Source organism: Guptibacillus spartinae (genome assembly GCF_028610625.1).
GTDB classification, from domain to species: domain Bacteria; phylum Bacillota; class Bacilli; order Bacillales; family Guptibacillaceae; genus Guptibacillus; species Guptibacillus spartinae.
Map to the genome: position 1 here is coordinate 17,883 of NZ_JAQQWU010000006.1, position 18,396 is coordinate 36,278.

24 protein-coding genes are annotated in these 18,396 nt (G+C 34.6%); 22 read left to right on the plus strand and 2 right to left on the minus strand.

Annotated elements, in window-relative coordinates:
• Positions 1-2: 2 nt before the first annotated feature.
• From PQ511_RS11825 to PQ511_RS11870, 9 genes are all read left to right on the plus strand, one after another.
• Positions 3-950: a proline dehydrogenase family protein gene (locus PQ511_RS11825; protein ID WP_273852334.1), complete on the plus strand. Its 948-nt coding sequence runs from the start codon at positions 3-5 to the stop codon at positions 948-950.
• A gap of 244 nt (positions 951-1,194) precedes the next feature.
• The gene (locus PQ511_RS11830; RefSeq protein WP_273852118.1) at positions 1,195-1,419 is read left to right on the plus strand and encodes a hypothetical protein; all 225 of its coding nucleotides are present in this window, start codon (positions 1,195-1,197) and stop codon (positions 1,417-1,419) included.
• Complete coding sequence (locus tag PQ511_RS11835; RefSeq protein WP_273852119.1) at positions 1,386-1,679, plus strand: GNAT family N-acetyltransferase; 294 nt, start codon at positions 1,386-1,388, stop codon at positions 1,677-1,679. Before PQ511_RS11830 ends, PQ511_RS11835 begins: the two co-directional genes overlap by 34 nt.
• A gap of 879 nt (positions 1,680-2,558) precedes the next feature.
• Positions 2,559-3,062, plus strand: a complete 504-nt coding sequence (locus PQ511_RS11845) for a phosphoribosylanthranilate isomerase (protein WP_273852120.1) — start codon at positions 2,559-2,561, stop codon at positions 3,060-3,062.
• Between the two features lie 174 nt (positions 3,063-3,236).
• Positions 3,237-3,767, plus strand: a complete 531-nt coding sequence (locus tag PQ511_RS11850; RefSeq protein WP_273852121.1) for a GrpB family protein — start codon at positions 3,237-3,239, stop codon at positions 3,765-3,767.
• A gap of 420 nt (positions 3,768-4,187) precedes the next feature.
• On the plus strand, positions 4,188-4,982 hold the full coding sequence (locus PQ511_RS11855) for an aminoglycoside phosphotransferase family protein (protein ID WP_273852122.1): 795 nt from the start codon (positions 4,188-4,190) through the stop codon (positions 4,980-4,982).
• Between the two features lie 379 nt (positions 4,983-5,361).
• Positions 5,362-5,859, plus strand: coding sequence for an NUDIX hydrolase (locus PQ511_RS11860; RefSeq protein WP_273852123.1), 498 nt, complete (start codon positions 5,362-5,364; stop codon positions 5,857-5,859).
• A gap of 676 nt (positions 5,860-6,535) precedes the next feature.
• Positions 6,536-7,114: a histidine phosphatase family protein gene (locus PQ511_RS11865; RefSeq protein WP_273852124.1), complete on the plus strand. Its 579-nt coding sequence runs from the start codon at positions 6,536-6,538 to the stop codon at positions 7,112-7,114.
• Positions 7,115-7,336: 222 nt separating this feature from the next.
• Complete coding sequence (locus tag PQ511_RS11870) at positions 7,337-7,777, plus strand: YybH family protein (RefSeq protein ID WP_273852125.1); 441 nt, start codon at positions 7,337-7,339, stop codon at positions 7,775-7,777.
• Positions 7,778-7,977: 200 nt separating this feature from the next.
• Here PQ511_RS11870 and PQ511_RS11875 read toward each other — a convergent pair whose 3' ends face one another.
• On the minus strand, positions 7,978-9,234 hold the full coding sequence (locus PQ511_RS11875) for an FtsW/RodA/SpoVE family cell cycle protein (RefSeq protein ID WP_273852126.1): 1,257 nt from the start codon (positions 9,232-9,234) through the stop codon (positions 7,978-7,980).
• Positions 9,225-9,569: a PadR family transcriptional regulator gene (locus PQ511_RS11880; RefSeq protein WP_273852127.1), complete on the minus strand. Its 345-nt coding sequence runs from the start codon at positions 9,567-9,569 to the stop codon at positions 9,225-9,227. The genes PQ511_RS11875 and PQ511_RS11880 overlap by 10 nt, the downstream gene beginning before the upstream one ends.
• Positions 9,570-10,181: 612 nt before the next feature.
• On the opposite strand from PQ511_RS11880, the gene PQ511_RS23745 reads away from it, so the two are divergent.
• The 13 genes from PQ511_RS23745 (at position 10,182) to PQ511_RS11940 (ending at position 17,205) form a co-directional block, all read left to right on the plus strand.
• Complete coding sequence (locus tag PQ511_RS23745) at positions 10,182-10,292, plus strand: hypothetical protein (protein ID WP_420541701.1); 111 nt, start codon at positions 10,182-10,184, stop codon at positions 10,290-10,292.
• Positions 10,293-10,415: 123 nt separating this feature from the next.
• A complete protein-coding gene (locus tag PQ511_RS11885; protein WP_273852128.1) occupies positions 10,416-10,907 on the plus strand; it encodes a hypothetical protein in 492 nt (163 codons plus the stop codon).
• A gap of 1 nt (position 10,908) precedes the next feature.
• Positions 10,909-11,337, plus strand: coding sequence for a hypothetical protein (locus PQ511_RS11890; protein ID WP_273852129.1), 429 nt, complete (start codon positions 10,909-10,911; stop codon positions 11,335-11,337).
• A 94-nt stretch (positions 11,338-11,431) separates the two neighbouring features.
• Positions 11,432-11,815, plus strand: coding sequence for a hypothetical protein (locus tag PQ511_RS11895; protein ID WP_273852130.1), 384 nt, complete (start codon positions 11,432-11,434; stop codon positions 11,813-11,815).
• A 359-nt stretch (positions 11,816-12,174) separates the two neighbouring features.
• The gene (locus PQ511_RS11900) at positions 12,175-12,516 is read left to right on the plus strand and encodes a PF20097 family protein (RefSeq protein ID WP_273852131.1); all 342 of its coding nucleotides are present in this window, start codon (positions 12,175-12,177) and stop codon (positions 12,514-12,516) included.
• A gap of 133 nt (positions 12,517-12,649) precedes the next feature.
• Positions 12,650-13,198, plus strand: coding sequence for a GNAT family N-acetyltransferase (locus tag PQ511_RS11905; protein ID WP_273852132.1), 549 nt, complete (start codon positions 12,650-12,652; stop codon positions 13,196-13,198).
• 326 nt (positions 13,199-13,524) lie between these two features.
• Positions 13,525-13,845 carry a PadR family transcriptional regulator gene (locus PQ511_RS11910; RefSeq protein ID WP_273852133.1) on the plus strand — a complete coding sequence of 107 codons (321 nt, stop codon included), beginning with the start codon at positions 13,525-13,527 and terminating at the stop codon, positions 13,843-13,845.
• Between the two features lie 2 nt (positions 13,846-13,847).
• Positions 13,848-14,492: a permease prefix domain 1-containing protein gene (locus PQ511_RS11915; protein WP_273852134.1), complete on the plus strand. Its 645-nt coding sequence runs from the start codon at positions 13,848-13,850 to the stop codon at positions 14,490-14,492.
• Positions 14,493-14,928: 436 nt separating this feature from the next.
• Positions 14,929-15,324 (plus strand): hypothetical protein, encoded by a 396-nt coding sequence (locus PQ511_RS11920; protein WP_273852135.1) that lies wholly within the window; start codon positions 14,929-14,931, stop codon positions 15,322-15,324.
• 403 nt (positions 15,325-15,727) lie between these two features.
• The gene (locus PQ511_RS11925; protein ID WP_273852136.1) at positions 15,728-16,156 is read left to right on the plus strand and encodes a hypothetical protein; all 429 of its coding nucleotides are present in this window, start codon (positions 15,728-15,730) and stop codon (positions 16,154-16,156) included.
• A gap of 53 nt (positions 16,157-16,209) precedes the next feature.
• The gene (locus tag PQ511_RS11930; protein WP_273852137.1) at positions 16,210-16,323 is read left to right on the plus strand and encodes an LD-carboxypeptidase; all 114 of its coding nucleotides are present in this window, start codon (positions 16,210-16,212) and stop codon (positions 16,321-16,323) included.
• Positions 16,283-16,444, plus strand: a complete 162-nt coding sequence (locus tag PQ511_RS11935) for a hypothetical protein (RefSeq protein ID WP_273852138.1) — start codon at positions 16,283-16,285, stop codon at positions 16,442-16,444. Before PQ511_RS11930 ends, PQ511_RS11935 begins: the two co-directional genes overlap by 41 nt.
• Before the next feature lie 206 nt (positions 16,445-16,650).
• Positions 16,651-17,205, plus strand: coding sequence for an AAA family ATPase (locus PQ511_RS11940; protein ID WP_273852139.1), 555 nt, complete (start codon positions 16,651-16,653; stop codon positions 17,203-17,205).
• Positions 17,206-18,396: the final 1,191 nt, after the last annotated feature.

The window sequence follows — 18,396 nt, forward strand, 5'->3', positions numbered from 1 at the left end:
TGATGTTAAATGAGGAAATTCGCTTTTCCGAAAGCCTTAAATCGATCGCTAGAGATCAAAACTTAAAAGCATATATACAAAATTCAGAAGAACTTTTTCCCCTTTTGTTTAAAGGAGCAAAACGTTTTGTAGCAGGAGAAGAACGTACAGAGGGCATAAACCGCGTTCTTGATTTTAAGAATAAAGGATATGAGACTTCCATCGAGTATATCGGTGAAAATACCACTTCCGAAAAGGAATGTATTTTTGCGAAAAATGAATTTAAAGATTTAATTGAAGAATTAGGAAATCAACACATTAAGACGACTGTATCTTTTGACCTTTCTCATATTGGGATGATGATTTCTGATGAACTAGCATTTGCAAATTTAGAAGAGTTATCATCAGAAGCACAGAAGCATCATATTCAGCTGATGATCAGCATGGAGGAATCTCAAAAAACGGACCGAATTTTGTCCCTATATAAAAGAATCTCCAACTTATATCCAAACGTAGGCATAACCATACAAGTTCAGTTAAATCGCTCTTCTACTGACTTAAAGGAGCTAATTAATTATCCTGGTAAAATCCGTTTGGTGAAGGGAGCCTACCAGGAGTCAGAAGACAAATACCTTCCAAGAGGAGAAGAGTTAAATAAGCGATATATCGATTTTGTGTCACTCTGTATAGACCACCATCATCCATTATCTATAGCTACCCATGACGAAAATATTTTGAAGCAAATAGATTATCTTAATCATTCCAATGTAGAAGTAGAGATGTTAGATGGTGTTCGAGCTGACTTATTAAGCTCCTTAAATGAAAATAATGTGAAAGCAAAAGTTTATGTGACTTACGGTAGTGAATGGTATTTGTATGTCGTTCATCGACTAGCGGAATATCCGCCAAATATTTATTCGTTTATTTCAGATATTGTTGAAATAAGAACGAATAGAGAAATAAGAAATTAAATCACTTGCTCTAATGATAATTTGGTAGGAGTCTTTTTTAGAGGAAGATTCCTTTTTATCTTAGAATCAAAGCAAACGATTTTATAGAGAGAGTTGGTATAGATCCAGATGAAATTAATCTTACGTCTCTTGAAAAGTATGAAAGTTGAATTATTGCTTTTTTAATAGGAAGTCAATTACCAAAGACAGTAAAAGTTGCTGAATATGAAGTAGTAAGTCCTTAAATATATATGGGGGTAAAGAGATGATTACGATTTACAATAATTCATATAAAAAAGAAGTTATTGATTTAATATTGCACGTACAAAATGTTGAATACGGTGTAGGTATAAGTCTAGAGGAACAGCAAGACATTTTGAATATTGACTCACACTATATAAAAAATGGAGGGAATTTTTGGGTTGCTTTAAACGAGAAGAATGAGGAACAATCGGATTGGAGAAAAAGACGCATGAAGTTTGCATATTAAAGAAATTTTTCGTTTATAAAGCTTACCGAGGTAAAGAGATAGGAGTAGGAGCAGACCTTTTCGATGCGTTACTTAATGATGCAGAAAAACAAGGTTTTTCTAAAATATTATTAGACACCCCGTCAGTAGCCACTAGATCACACAGTTTTTATGAAAAGGTAGGATTTAAAAATATTGATAAAAAGGACTTGCCGATTCAATATGATTACCCTGATAGAAATTCACTTATTTATGAATTGAATTTATCGAGACTATCATAAAATATTAAATGAAGGCGGTTGAAGAAAAGTGATTACATATCGTGAAATGAAGTATTCCACTATCTCGGAGCTTATCTTTAACAAGATGAGCTTCTATTTTTTTGAAGAAAAGATTGTGTTATGTAGACTGATTTGAAATAATTGGTATTAAGTATTTAGGAAGCTCAATCTAATAAATGAAACTCTTTCACTTATTTTTGGACATATTTCGTATTAGATTGCTAGGTGCTGATTTAATTGATTGAGATTAAAAAGTTAAGATCCAATGTTGAGAAATCTAATGTAGCAAATTCTATATTAAGACAACTGCTAAATTAGTTTGGTATTGAAGCTGCACTCTTAGATTATTTGAAGGAAGTAAAAGAGACAGTTGTTTAGGTTTGCGATTCATCAGCAAAAAATAGGAACTTCCAGTTTTCTCTTAATCACTGAAGATATCTTTTATTTCATTCTTTTCTTTTTTTAATCGTTGAAAATGCCTTTCTATTCGTCTTGCGATAAAAGGTAGAAATATAACTATTAACATAAGCCAAAGCATATAATTCCTCCTTAATTTAAGAGTTGTTTCCCAGTCAAACTCCTCTAATACGTCCGTTCGTTGAAAAAAGAAATGTTAGAGATTGAACTTAGTTAATCTAAGTGTATCATAAGTTTTTGTACGAACCTTACCACCAGCCTTGGATTGTTGTATTTCAATCCCTCTTTCAGTCTTATAAGTATTAAAGGCACGCAAAGAGTCGGTGCACAAGACATTCTTACTGGAACGGAGCAATTGCTTAACAGAGCATATGATTTTATTTCATATGCTAGGACCCTCGGAGTATCGTTTTCTTACTGACATAACGGATTTAGGATAAATTTTAAAAAATGGAGGAAAAAATGGTTATTAACAAGTTTGATGAGTTTCTAAAAATCACTAAAAAGTTAAACAATATTGACATTATTCCATTACTCATGGGCTCAGTTGGCTTAGAAGTAATTACTAGTAAGAGTTGGAATGCCAAAGACTTAGATATTCATGTACCTGGTGATAAAAGAGGATGGGAAGTAGCACCGGAATTATCGATACATAACTGGATGGATATTGTGACTATCATGAACTCAATGGGATATAGGTTAATTGATTTGCATGAACATGAGTTCTTCGACGAAAGGTTATCAGTTGAATTTGGTATCATTGACACATTACCGAGCTTCGCCGGGGTACAATTAGAAGACTTAGAGATGCAGCAACATGAAGGAGTTAGGTATTATTTGCTGACCCCAGAACAATATTTATGTGTTTATAATGCCTCATCAAAAGATAGTTATAGGGCAGATCAAAACAACAATAAAGATTTAAAAAAAATAGAGTTTTTGAAAGAAGCAGGATTTAGTAACTAAATTCCTATGTTTAATCTGTACTGTTGAATGCGTGAAGGGTATATCCCTTTTTCAGTATCTCGAATTTTTGTATTACCATATCCTCGGAGCAAAAATGGAAGTTCATGAGGATTGGACTTCCATTTCAATTAATTTATTTTGAATGATTCACCTAGGAAGAGGGGGGGTGCTCGATTGTCCGAAATTGTGATTTGTGACTATGATGAACAATGGTCAAAAACATTTAGGTTATTGAAACAAGTGATTGAAATGAATTTAACAGATTTGATAACGAAGGTTGAGCACGTTGGAAGCACTGCTGTAAAAGGTCTTGGAGCGAAACCAATTTTGGACATCGATCTAGTGATAGAAAGTTATGATGTACTCCCTGCTGTTATTCTAGGTCTTGAAAAGATAGGATACTTTCACCAAGAAGAATGGAGTTTTGAAGGAAGAGAAGCATTTGGTAGAAAAGATACATTAACTCCGTGGGGTGGGAAAAATACAAAATGGATGGAGCATCATCTATACGTGTGCAACCAAGATAGTAATGAGCTAGCAAGGCACATAGCTTTTAGGGACTATCTGCGGAGCAATCCAGGAGCGGTAGCTGAGTATGACAGAATTAAAAGAAAATTAGTTAATAGGGCAAAAGGCAGAGCTGATTATACAATCGGTAAAACTGACTTTATAACAAAGGTCTTAGAAGGTGAAATTGATGAATAACTTTCCTGTTATTCCATTATATCGGAGCGATTACTTAATATAAAGAGAAAACTAACTACTGAAGGAGGTTATAAAGGGGGTGAACTAAGCAGACATTAACTATATTTGGTGATTTTGATTGATAATTGAAAAATTGTTTGTACACTTTTTATGGAGATGTAATTGAAAGGGGTATTCAACACAAATGTAGACATCCTTATAATGATAAATTAATCAAATAGAATACTAGCTTGCAAAGATAATGGGTGAAGTATATCTATTTTTAAGTCATTAACAAGGGGCGCTGGGGGTGTTAAAACCTACAAACACAAGTGGATACCTTTGTATCTGCTTTTTTTGTGTTAAATAAATTTTATATCTCTACATATCATATCATATGCCCCACTAATTCAGTAATATAATACGGAAAGGGAATAATAAATGTCTAATTACGAATCGGAAGAAAAGCTTTCAGGAGGCAACGTCTCAAACGTTTATCGTTTGCAAGGTACTGTTCGTCGAGAACTGAAGCCAGAAAGTGCTAGAATCCATAAGCTATTATTGCATTTAGAAAAGAAAGGTTTCAGCTATGTACCTAGATTTTTAGGAGTTGATGAAAAAGGTAGAGAAATTTTATCGTATATTGATGGAGAAGCTGGCAATTATCCTTTGAAAAATTATATGTGGTCGAATGATGTTTTAAAAGAGATAGCGATGATGCTTCGTCTTTACCATGATGCGGTGAGCGACTTTTCATATGGCGATAAATGGGGATCAATCGATAACACTCCAAAACCATATGAGGTACTCTGCCATAATGATTTTGCCATATACAACATTATTTTTAATGATAAAAGACCAGTTGGCATTATTGATTTTGATGTCGCTGCACCTGGCCCTAGAATATGGGACATTGCCTATACTCTTTATACTTGTGTTCCATTAAGTAGGCTTTACCATACTGAATCCGGAGAGCAAGTTTATTATGATTCTTCTTCAGATGCCCTCCGTATTAAACATAGAGTTAACTTATTTTTTGAATCTTACGATATGGAGGGGTTAAAAGAAGGTTATTTAGAAATGGTTTTGCAGCGATTAGAGGGTTTATGTAACTACATGAAAAGAAAAGCCAGTGAAGGGGAAATGGCGTTTCAAAAAATGATAGATGAGGGCCATTATGATCACTATCGAAAGGAAATTATATTTATACGCAAATATGGAAACGAGTGGGTATAAAGAGAGGGTGCAGGGCCAACATTAAGACGTTTTTAGAGTAAATTGAGTTTTGTTTTTTAGAATCTACTCTTCTTCAAAGATATTGGAGCAAGAATGGAATGTTAAAATGGTCATTAGATTTATAACAGTTATGCACCCGATGCCTTACCTATGTTTTTGTAGGATTAATTGATCTATTAGTGATTGTAGGAGGATTTTTAATTAATCATTATAGAAGAATACAATAATACACCTAACTTAAAAGCAATCTTATGAGCTTATCTCTAATTAGATAGGCTCATATTTTATGAAATAAAAGATTGTATAGTATGTCCTCTTTTGAAATAATTGGGAATATGAAGGGCGAATAAAAGACTTAATGTTAGGAGTGAAATGGGTAATGCCAATATCTAATTACTATCAAGAACTTCGCAATAAGATTAATAATGAACTTATCTTTATTCCAAGCGTTGCTGCGATTATAAGAAACGATAAAAATGAAATTCTATATCAGTATCCAGGAGATGGTGATATCTGGAGTCTTCCTGCGGGTGCGATTGAACCTAGCGAAGCTCCTGCTCAAGCTGTAGTTCGAGAGGTAAGGGAAGAGACCGGATTATCAGTAAGACCTCAAAATTTATTAGGCGTATTTGGAGGTAATGATTTCCGATTTACTTATGCTAACGGAGATAAAGTAGAATACAATGTATTTGTATTTGAATGCATTATTTTAGGAGGCGAATTAAGTCCTAATGATGGTGAATCTGTAGATCTCCAGTTTTTCAGCAGGGAGGATAAACCTAGACTTGCACTACCTTATCCAGAAGAAATATTCTATAAGACCCCTTCGAATAATGTTTACTTTCAATGGCGAGAAGATTGGCTTGAAATTAAATAATGGTAGAAGTTTTACTACACAAACTCGGAGCTTATCTGTAATAAGAATAGTTGCAAGTAGGTAAAGAGTAAACAGAACTAATATTCATTGTGATTTTGAAATTGAATCAAATATTACATTTACTATGCGAGGTAAAGATGAAACATCTTTTGAGAATCATACTGGCTATCCTTATTTCTGGTCCCATTGCAGGTATACTACTTGTTATGTGTGATTCCATCTTCATTCATAGCCATTTTTGGGGTGAAGATTATAATTTTTATAGAGTAGATGTAGCCCTCATTTATGCCATGTTCTTTTACATTTATTATTTTATATTTGGATTACCCACAACACTACTAACGGACTTAATTATAAAATTGTTTTCACCGAGAAGAAAAACAATATTATGGATCTCATTCATTATTTATACGTTAGCTGGGCTCGTATTGTGGAGAGAATTTAACGTACAAGATCCTCCATCGACATGGTTTATATTAATTCCGGTTTATACATATCTTATAGTGTTAATAAAAGTTAGAGACAAGTATGGCGGAAACGAATGTCGTTTGTAGTTTGAATAAGAGAAGAAAGCTTACTCAACAAACTCGAAGCGTTTGCCTAAAAAGAAGTCTACGCTCTTTGTAGATATCATTGTGCGTTTATAGGCAAGAAAGAGCAAAAGGAGATAGATAGAATGACAACCATAGGGCTAATTAGACATGGAATTACGGAGTGGAATGAACTTGGTAAAGTACAAGGCACGTCAGATATTCCTTTAAACGAATTAGGTAGAAAACAAGCTACAAATATTGGTGCTAGGCTGCGAGAAGAAGGAAAATGGGATGTCATTATTTCAAGCGATTTATCAAGAGCAATTGAAACTGCACAAATCATTGGGAGTAAACTAAACTTACCTATCAGTCACTATGACAAAAGAATTAGAGAAATACATTGCGGGGAAATTGAAGGAACGACAGAAGAGGTTCGCCTGGAAAAGTGGGGAAGCAATTGGCGTGACAAAGACCTAGGGATGGAAAGTTTTGAAGAAGTAGGAAAAAGAGGAGTTGAATTTATTAAGGATATCGACCGTACATATAACGGCAAGCGAATATTAGTAGTGAGTCATGGTGCTATAATCGGTTTAACATTACAACAATTAATCCCCAATAGCTTTCAAACAACGTATATAGATAATACATCGTTTACCATGTTAGAAAATATTAATGGAAATTGGGATTGTTCCTTATATAATTGCTTAAAACATTTGATGTAAGTGAATCTATAACAGGTCATATACACTTATTCCATCAAATCGGATCTTATCTGTAACAAGATAGGAGTAATGGTGAGTGGACAGACAGTCATAGCATCAAATGCTGACTTTTAATCTTTCTACTACAATTCAAGCTAAAAGGGTTAAAAAACAAAGGTATAGCTTCCAGCATTATTGAATAGGTAAAAAGACATTAAATTTTTATCTAAGAGGGAGTAATTTATGTATAACCAAATTAGTACAGTTGAAGAAGCACTTGAAAGATACAAAGAAGCTGTCAATGAGCAGGATGTTGAGAAATTTCTCTCTTCCTATTCTTCTGACATACATATCTATGATTGCTGGGGAAGTTGGGAGTGTAAAGGGGAAAACGCATGGAGAGAGAACGTGACAGAATGGTTCAGTAGTCTTAAAGAAGAAGGGGTCAAACTGCAGACAGTTTTTAACGATTTAGTTATTGAGGAAGGGGAGAGCACTGCTTTTTCTCATTGTGCTTTAACTTTCGTAGCATACAATGTTGAAAAGGAAGAGAAGCTTCGTCAAATAACCAACAGGTTTACATTTGGTTTTAAAAAAGAAAAAGGGTCCTGGGTCATTACTCATGAACATTCTTCATTGCCAATTGACATGAAAAATGGAAAGGGTATGTTCAATTTAAGGTGAATAAGCTATCTTATTCATTGCTATTTTTAAAGAAGTTCCTTTTATTCCCTATTTATTGACGAGTCTAATAAATTTTTATTCAAACATAAGCTAGTTTGCGGCTAGTAGATTTAAAGACCCATGGTCGAACGTCTCGACCATGGGTCTTCAGTTATCTTTTATAATTTTTTTAAAAGAAAACATCATGATTTCCAGGGTATTTAGCTGTATGCGATAGGCTGTTCCGCTGTATTGCGTCTTCTGTAGATGCTCAATAATAAACCGACAGCAGTCATTTCAAGTAAGATATGGGAGCCGCCAAAACTCATGAAAGGCATGGGGGAGCCGGACAAACCCGATAAACCGAGGTTTATCAGGATGCTTAGGATGAACTGAACGGAGAAGGTGGCAGCTAGACCGATAGTAAGTAGTCGTTCATAGGAATAAACCATGTTCCTGCCCATACTAATGATTCTCCAAATGAAATATGCAATCAACGCGAACAAGATGATTGCGGACAACCAACCAAATGTATAGAGGGTGTACGAAAAGATGAAGTCTGTATGGACTTCCGACATCAGTCCGGTGGTGGACTGTAAGGCACTACCTATGAAGTCCGCATCTCCCAAAGTCAAACCAGCATACGTGTTAGGTAATGGCGACGTATCTGCTTGGACGAAAAGACGAACCATCGGCAAAATGGATAAAGGTCCAGTAAAGGATAAAACTTGCTTGATGCTAGCGTTAGACACGGACATAATGGTAATAGATACGATCAGGCTGATGAATGTAGCAGCCACTGCTCCAGTCGCTGAAAGCAAAAGGATCGGTACAGCAAGGTAACCTGCTCCCATCCAGAAGTTTCGGATGTTTTTCCAATTCCAGGCGTGAAAAATTCCCGCAAAGGATACGGCCAGAAGGTATGGAGTGATTTCCGTGAAATTGATAAAAGCAAAGCCAATATTTAAAAATGGGATGCCATCGACCCATACACCGAGAAGGAGGGTCAATGAAAGAACGAATAACGTCCCAGCATAGATATGGATCGAATGCTTTGCCAGTTTTCTATAATCACATTTAAACACGACTAGCATGAGCAATAGGCCAGCTGAGTAGAATATTAGGCTTTTATTGAATACGTTCATCTTATGAAGCGCTGTGATGGTGGAATGAAATTGCAGGTAATACATCACCAGAAGTCCGAACAGAGAAACCGCGAGAACCGGAAGAATGGTTTGTAAATCTAACGGTGCTTTATGCGTCTTGTTCAACTGTTTCCCTAATACTTTCTCATCACCTATATGCGTCATAGCCTCTTTTACGGCCTCTTCTTCAGAAAGCCCCCTGCGCATGGCATCTTCTTTGAGTTCCTGAAGGTGATCACCTATCTCGAGCTTGATGTTATCATGTACATCCTTATTCCTGATCCGCTTACACAACCTATCAATATATACTTCGAATCTCTTATCTATTCCCATACGCTTTTCTCTCCATGAAGCACTTGGTCCACTGCATTTTTAAAAACGGACCATTCCTCTTTTTTCTCTTGGATGAGTTCTCTGCCCGACTCATTCAACTTGTAATATTTTCTCTTTCTCTTTCCAGTCCCTTCCCCCCAGAAGGAGGCAATAAGACCTTTTTTCTCAAGGGTGTGAAGGATAGGATAGATCGTTCCTTCCTTAAAACAGAAAATACCGTCAGATTTCAATTCCAGTTCTTTGATAATTTCATATCCATACCTTGGCTTAGTGTGCAGCAAGCTTAAAATCAGAGTGGTCGTACTCCCTTTAAGCAGTTCTTTACTCACTTTCATAGATACCTACCCTCCTTATGCATAGTAATTCTATGCATATTAATTCTATGTGTATTGTATCCTGCCTGACTAACCCTGTCAATGATCGTTTAACGGAAAAGTTTTTGCGTAGAGGAATCAAATAATAGATTATTTTGGAGATTTTAAACGGGGAACTAAGTCTGCGCTTTATATGAATCTTTTATAGGTATTTCATCGGCTTTATCTTTATATTGTATAGTTACCTTATCTTCATCCGTTAACTTCTTTTTCTTTCCATTGAACAGTACTAGTGTGTTCTCATCTGCAAATGTGAAAGAATTGAACAAATATAATGAAATCATCCTGATTACATAAAAAGCTGTCGAAGATTAAAAAAAGTATACTCAATCTATTTTATGATAATATAGGAAAAAGGGAAATTATGGAGGTAGTGAAATTGGAGTGATTACTTGGTATTGGGTTAGGTGCTGTTACAGTTATTTGGTTAGCGATGGAATAGCAACCCGTGGATGATAAAGGGAAAGGCTTTATTTTCTTATTCGTCGTAGCAGGAGTTATCTAATAGACATTCCTATTTCATCTTCGCACTATTGGTTTCGTCTATCATATTCGGAATGATGCACTCAGAGTATCGCTTTTGGGATTGTTTATAGAGTAACTAAGTCTATTGTCCCTGGTATACTCGTTCACCTTCTATGCAACTTATTTTCACTCTACTATTTTAATTATATACAGTTGTAAATATTAGGATCGACATCTTAAATGTTCAACTATATTGGAGCGCTTGCTGAATACATGATAAGGACTTTAAACAGTTCTAGGGGCAGCAAAGTGGAAGAAAGCATCTGAATGGAGGAGAAAAAGTTGGAGAGGAAGAATTTCTTGGTTCTCGTTCTTTCCATGGGAATAGCTGTTGGCGGACTCTACGCATCTATAATCTTTAATCCCCCTTTAGAAGTTGGCACGCTTGCATCAACTAAGAGTGAAAAATCTGTCGTCGTTGGTGTAGGGAATAAAGGGTTAAGGGGGTTGGAGATAGTAAGTGTGACAGTAAATAATAATGAAGCCCCTTTGCAAACAAAAGTACAAGTTAGCAATCCGTTACAGGGCTTTATTATTACGGATGATTTTTATAGCGAAGAATCAACAAACTATAGATTTACGGAAATAGAACAAGTAAATATAGAGACAGGAACGTCTCCTTCATCCAATTTTCAGAATTTAGATAAGGGTTCTGCTTCTGAAGACGATGAAGCATATGGAATTAGTGTTACTTTTTCAGAACCTATAAATGAAGTTCGGATTAAGTACAAATACCTTGGTATAACATTTGATGAAATCGCGGTATTCCATTAAATTGGAACGATTGCTGAAAATATTAAAGGTGCGTGTTGTTATTAAATCAATTATTAATGAAACTTTGAAAGTGATCATTATATCTCTAGGTCTTTTACTCGGTATTGTTTCATTTGGCTATAAAATGCTAATCTTATCAGATATCCCGATTTCGTTTACAACTTCTGAAGCCATTTTTTCACAACTGTTATTCTTTGTTTCTACTATGTTCATAACATTATCTTTAACCTCATTAAAAAGTATCGATGGGCGAAGCATTTCACTTGGTATATTAATTTTTGTGTTTTCATTCAATCTGTTAGTCTTAGGGACTGATTTAACAAATGATCCGCCCGCTGTAGCGCAATTGCAATTAGCGCCTGTATTACATTTAGCTTTCTTAGTTGTTTTGAATCTATTTTTACTTATAAAAAATTGGAACAACAAATAAGTTATTCCTTAAATCGGAGCGATCGTTCCATATAAATGAAGCTTTTATACTAAAGTGGAAGGTATATTATTTAAGGGAAGGATAGGAAAGAGGGATGAATTACTTAAAATTACTGTGCATGATTTCTATCTATTTCTTTTTATTTGGATGTTCAATAGGTAGTACTAATGAGGTAGAAATATACACAATTGGGAATGATACCGAGCCTATTCAAATAATTAAAGAAGAAGATGTTGTTAGGCAAATCAAATTATTAACCAATCATTTGAGTGAAGTCCCGATTGAAGTAGCAAATTCCAACGGTTACAAGGGGAAACCAGATGCAATCTTTAAAGTAAATGGAAGCAAGTGGTTTGTGTACTATGATTACCAAAAAACAATAATAAGAAAGAATGAAGATACCTTTTATCAAGCGACTAATGAACAAGCAAGTAAATTTAAAAAACTATTTGAAGAACATATTTCCGGAAAAGAATGACTAACCAGGATATTCAGTAATCTCGGAGCTTATCTGTGATCGGATAGGCTTTTTTTATATGAAAGAAAAGTTTGAGTTGTTCTGACTGATTTGAAACAATTGGTATTAAAGATCTGGGAAGGTTTGTTGATGACTCAGTTTTGAGATAGTTTGGATTATGAAACGGATTTTTTATTCAATCGTATTTAGAAGGGAAGGTAAAAAGTTACCAATTAAGAATTTTATCATTTTATCGAGAGGATGGATACTTATCATTGGCGATAAGTTTATTTGCAAAAATTGCGGAAGAAAAGTAGAAAAAGATGAGAAGATCGCAATTATAGCTACACCCAAAAAGTTAAATGGGTGGACACTTTTAAATGCTTGGGGTCCTGAACAAGTTATATATTGTTCAAGATGCTTTAGTGAATTGGAATAAAAAAACTAGTTATTTCAATAAAAAATCTAAGATGAGGGTGGTGTTACTAACAGTGGCCGATGTAGTAATGTGTCCTGAATGTGGTAACCAGTTGATGCAAGGATATATTTTTTCTCCTCGAAGAATTTGCTGGTCAGACTCGCCTGATTCCATCTTTGCGGATTTTGGAAGTGAGACATTAATAGGTGATGCATGGTTAAAAGTCAAAAAAGTTCCAGCGTTAAGGTGTAAAGAGTGTAGTGTAGTTATTTTCAAACATGGGGAAAACAAAGATATAAAATAACAGTAAAGTAATTTTGAACTTAACTTATTTAACAAACTCGGAGCAAAAGCTGGAGATCGCTAAATAGATTTCGGCTCCTCTTAATAGGGGGAAATACTTAAGAAATTGAAATAAGGTAAAGAAGGGATTATTAATGGAAAAGCACAATCCAGTAATTGAAACGAATAGATTAATATTAAGAGAAGTATGTACAGAGGATGCTTTGGATATGTACCACTATTTATCCGATGAAGAAGTCGTAAAACATATGGGGTTAGCACCGGCCAAAAATATAGAAGATGTATTGGATGAAATCGAATGGTATCATTCAATAATAACGCAAGGTACAGGTATTAGGTGGGGAATTACTTTGAAAGATTCAGGTAAAGTTATAGGTAGTTGCGGGTATTTAAATATGCACCACCAACATTATAGAGCAGAAGTTGGATTTGAATTAAGTAAAAACTATTGGGGAAAAGGAATAGCATCTGAAGCACTAGGAACAATTATCAGGTATGGATTTAACCACTATCAGTTAGAACGGATAGAGGCCTTGATAGAGCCAGGTAATATTCAATCACAAAGATTGGTTAGCAAACTAGGTTTCATAAAAGAAGGCTTACTCAGACATTATGAGTATACTCTTGATAAATTTGATGATTTATATATGTATTCCATTATTAAAAGTGATTTTATCAAATAATAGAAGAATCATTATGGTGTTAAAGAAAAAGATATATAGATACTGAGTCTTCCTTTAACTAGAATTGAAGATTGCATAGGTATGATTCTCTCTTTCTTTAAGAGGAAATCAAATTAGTAGATGATGAATGTATGGGATATATCGTTCCTGCCTGAGTCATTTAATAGGTTTTAATATGAATTCAAGGGTTTTCTCATCTAAAGGAAAGTTACATCACGATTAGTACCATCATTTCAACTTAGTGATGGTATTTTTTAGGTGGAATTACATTGCATTACGATGTAAGTAGTTATACAATGTAATTACCAATATTAGGAGGATAAATGATGGATAGAGAGTTGTTAAAAGGTAGTATTGAGATCTTATTGCTTTCACTAATAGCTGAAAAAGATTGCTACGGCTATGAAATGACTAAAAAACTAAGGGCTTTAAGCCAAGATTCCTACCATATGAATGAAGGAACGCTTTACCCTGCTTTAAAAAGACTTGAAAAAAAGGAATGTGTGACTTCCTATTGGAATTTGGAATCTGAGGGAGGGAGGAGAAAATATTACTCGATAACGGAAACTGGACGTACTGTATTGGCAGAAAAACTTAAGAGTTGGAAACAAATTAATTCGTTAATCGAAAATACAGTGGAGGAATGATCATGAAGGAGATTGAGAAGTATGTAAAGGAAATCATCATAGACTTACCCGAGGATGAAAAGAAGGAATTAATAGAGGAAATTTATGGACACCTTCAGGACCATGTGCAAGATCTTTTAATAAAAGGACATTCTGAAGATGAAGCGATTCGTTTGGCCATTGAAGCATTTGGGAATCAAAGTAAACTAAATTTGGAGTTTAAGAGGTCGCTGTTTCCGTTTTATAAAATAGTGAGGTTTTTATGGAGTGTCACATGTGTAACTGCATGTTTAAGCGTTTTTTCCTATTCTGCTATGGAGTACTATAATCCGCAATTTGATAATAGCCTACCACTTTATAGTGTGATAATGGGATTTTTGATCATAGCCACTATTGCAGGTTTTGCTGAGGGAATCTATGAAGCGCTAAGTAGTCACTTTAAATCGTCTTGGCTACTAAATCCCTGGCTATTCTTTTTATTACCAATCTTAATCATGGCTGGAATTCAAACAAGATTTCTATTACTGAATCCAGGACAGTATCAGAATGGTTTTTGGTTGGATTTATACGCTATTCCGATTGGTACCCTTCCTTACATTATTTCAAGGCAACTATTCACGATTCTTTTTGTGAGCAAGAAAAAAACGAAAAGAAGTATGGTGAAGTAAGTCTCTAATCACCGGATTAAAGAATATCTAGCAAGATAAGGTGATTAAGTAACTAGTTTGGGAGGGGGTTGAGTTTTTTAGTAAACACATTTAGACATATGAATTATCAAGTCTCCCATAATCTTGGAGGAGTTTTTCGATATCATAGCAATGACAACTTTAATGAACTACTTTCAATAAATGGCGTCATTCTGAACTATGGAATGGCGTTTTTAAATTAGAAAAAGAATGAAAAAACCATTACTTCTTTCTATTCTAAATTTATATACCAATTGTTAAGGATAACTTGCTCAATTATCATGATATCAAGTGTACAGTTAAAGCGGAGCTTATCTGAAATAAGATAGGCTCTTTTCATTTGAAATTAGAGATTGAGTTATGGTGAGTTATTTGAAATAATTGGTATTAACGAAATAAATAGATGGAGGGTTATTTAGTGAAAATTGAATTTACTGGCCATGAATTAAACCCAGGACACGATATGAAGAAATTAGAAATAGTGACGGCACAATGCTTAATAGAAGAAATGCAAAGTGGAATTGAGGATCATAGGAAGATTCAAATTACTACATCTAACTCTTTGATTATTGCAGATAAAATCAATACGGAAGAGCCAAACGAGAGTAAGATGACTTTACTCGATAAGGCGTTATTACAATCAGAAGATACAATTTTTCCAATAATGAAAGAAGGTAATGTAACCAACATGTATGGCATGATTGTTTTGAGCAATGTGAAAATTGTTCCGTTTGCTAACCCGGACAATGTAATTAAGTATGAAAGTTATGCTCTCTATACTGACCACATTATGGGGTTTGGATTAACAGAGTAACTACTATTACTGCTTTGTTGGGTAAGATCTCCCGTTTCTTCTTCCACAAACCGGAAGGCAGAAGAATTCTAGAAAGGAGATAATAGGAATGCAAACAAAAAAATTCCCTTATGTAATGTATTGGATTTTAATTGGCATCGGGATTTTGTCTTTTACTATACCTATTTTCCAAGAGTATGGAATTATTACTACCCTAATCCTCACGCTTCTATGTAGTTTATTTAGTTGGGCTATAGCAATGGGGCTTAGGAAACGAAAATTTATGTATCTAAGCGTTCTGCTCTTAATTAGTCCTTGGCTACTCTTGTTATCTAGATATTTAATAAACTAGTTTATTTATTTAACCATTCGTTAAACTATCTCAGTACTGAGTTTTCAAGTATCTCCGAGCAAATCTGGAACAATGGGTGTAAACACTCTATGTAAATTCAGAGGAGTTGAAAAAATTGTTAAGAAAGGATTGGTTATGATTGGGTTTTCAATAGTGTTTTTGATGGTTTTAGGATCCATTGCAATTTTTACTTTACTCTTTACTCCAATTATAGCTGTTAGAAAAAATGAAAAAGGAAAACCCCCTCGAACATTCTCTTATATAATATTAGGGCTGTTGCTTTCGCATTGGGTATTTTTCTTATCAAGTGGTTATACTTTATTTCCAACGAATATTTCAGATGCCATCTTTATGCCTGTATGGGTAGTGTTAGGTGTAGCAGGTTTATTAATAGCTATATATGAATTTAAAAACAACAAAGCATTTGCCATCCCAGTTGCTGGCTTAACAACAATCTGTTTATTATTTAGCATTTTCATTAACGGTATATCGAATATGTAACTATCTCTTTCTATTCTATAAATCGGAGCTTATCATTCATAAGATAAGCTACTTTGATTAATTATGGGAAGATACAAAGAAACCCTAAAATATACTGGGGATACAGCGATAATACATATCTACTTAATGCCATCCAGAGCTTCAGTCATTTGGTTACTTACCACTAGGTTAGGCACGGCTTATCAAGCGGATATACATGGAGCGATATTACTAATTGAGGAAGTTGCAGAACCTGCGTTTCGTTTTGATTTGATGCTTACTCATCTCAAGCAAGCAGGAATATTTTAAGATGCCACTGGGAGTGAACGTAAAACTCACTACATCACCGCCACGATTGGAGATAGATTCAGGCGTGTGGTGTAAAATGGAAGAATAATTACATATGTGCATTTCGAGTCTACTATTATCTCGGAGCTTATCCATAGTGAGGATTAGCTTCTTGAAATGTTAATAAAACTGGAGTGTGGACAATATTTCCATAAGGAGTGAAATCCATGTCAAAGCCTTATTTAATAATTGTCACTGGTCGACCAGGTTCAGGGAAAACAACATTTTCTAAGGAACTTGGAAATGAGATCTTTATGCCAGTAATCAGCAGAGATCAAATTAAGGAAGGGTATGTGCATACTTTCGGTAAAAGCCATAACGAGCTTCCTCCAGAAGCCAATTTAGCAGCAACAGAAATCTTCTTTAGTACGCTCATGGGGTTGATCTCAAACAATGTGTCAGTGATCGCTGAAGCAGCATTCCAGCATCGTCTATGGTCATCGATGCTTGAACAGTTCAGAGGGAAAGCAAAGCTCTATCTGTTGATTTGCAAGGTTGACGAAAAGATAGCGCTTGACAGGTTTGTTCGTCGAGGACTGGATAACCGGCTTCGAGAGTACTTCCATGGGGATAAGGAAGTGGACATGGCTAGAAAAGGAATTAAACTTAGCATTAGCCCTTACGACGAACCAAGGATCAACGTCCCCAACTTCCATATTGACACCTCAGGGGGATACACCCCCTCCATTAAGGAACTAAGCAAGAAAATTTTCGACGAATAGGATGCCTGAAAGGCAATTCTATCGATAAAAGCTAAATTCAGATATATATTATTTAGTGGGAGAGTAATATGAACATAAAAACAAACAGATTAATTATACGTGATTTTGAATTAGAAGATTGGGAAGAAGTATATAAATATACTTCCCAAAAGAATTCCGCATGGGGATGATTGGTGGGATGAATATTCTTATGGCATTCTAGATGAAGAGTGGAAAAACTAAAACATTTAAAAGATTTGCAGGTTAATGTTTAGCTAATAATAAATGATTTATCTAGAAATAAAGTCTTCATTTAACGCGGAGTTTTTTATAAATGATGGATTTATAAAAAGTATTTTGAAATAATTGGTATTGACGAATAGAGCAAGATTTTTAAGTGTGTTGTATCTTTTTGAACAACCATCGGGACATTTACTAGAGGGTGATATTTATGATTGGTTTATTAGAGATCGTGTTTCAAGTATCAGGAGGGGTATTGCTCTTATGTGCAATATATTATTATTTTCATTTTAAGAAAATCAAACGGGGAAGGGGACTGACTTCAGTTGAGTTAACTGTTTACGTTGTAACTCAATTCGCATTTCTTCTTTTAGGATGTAGTTATTTACTACTACTTTTGGATGGAAATTATTAAACAAATTCTGAGCGATTGCTTAATAAATGTAAGCGCTAAATTCAGGTTTAGAAGGAAGGTCTGGAATGTTAGGAGGATAACTTAGTTACTCCAACTTTAAATCACTATATGTAAGAAGACTATAAAAGAGTTGACACTACGAAGAGGTGATAATTTGAATTCAAATAAAACGTTTCCTTTATTACTTTTTACTTGTTTGTAGTAATATCAACTTTTTTCGTTACTTTTACGGTAACTAAACCTTATCTAAAGTCGTTTCTAATTATCGTTTTATTAGCAATATGTACTGCATACAAATGGATATATTTCCGAAAGAAAGAAAATTAGACTGGGTCATTAAGAAGTTTACAAGATGATGTGATTAGGGTGTGGAGGTTTTTATTATCAACGTAATTAGAGAGATCTTTTCTTCTAAGTGGTTTGGTTATCCTTTGCTTTTTGGTTTACTTTTTGGGAATTATTCTAAATATGGCCTAATTAGAATCGTGTTATCTACTCTTCTGATCGCCTTATTAATTTCTATGTTGGCTTACAATTATAAGCACAACAGCTTATAT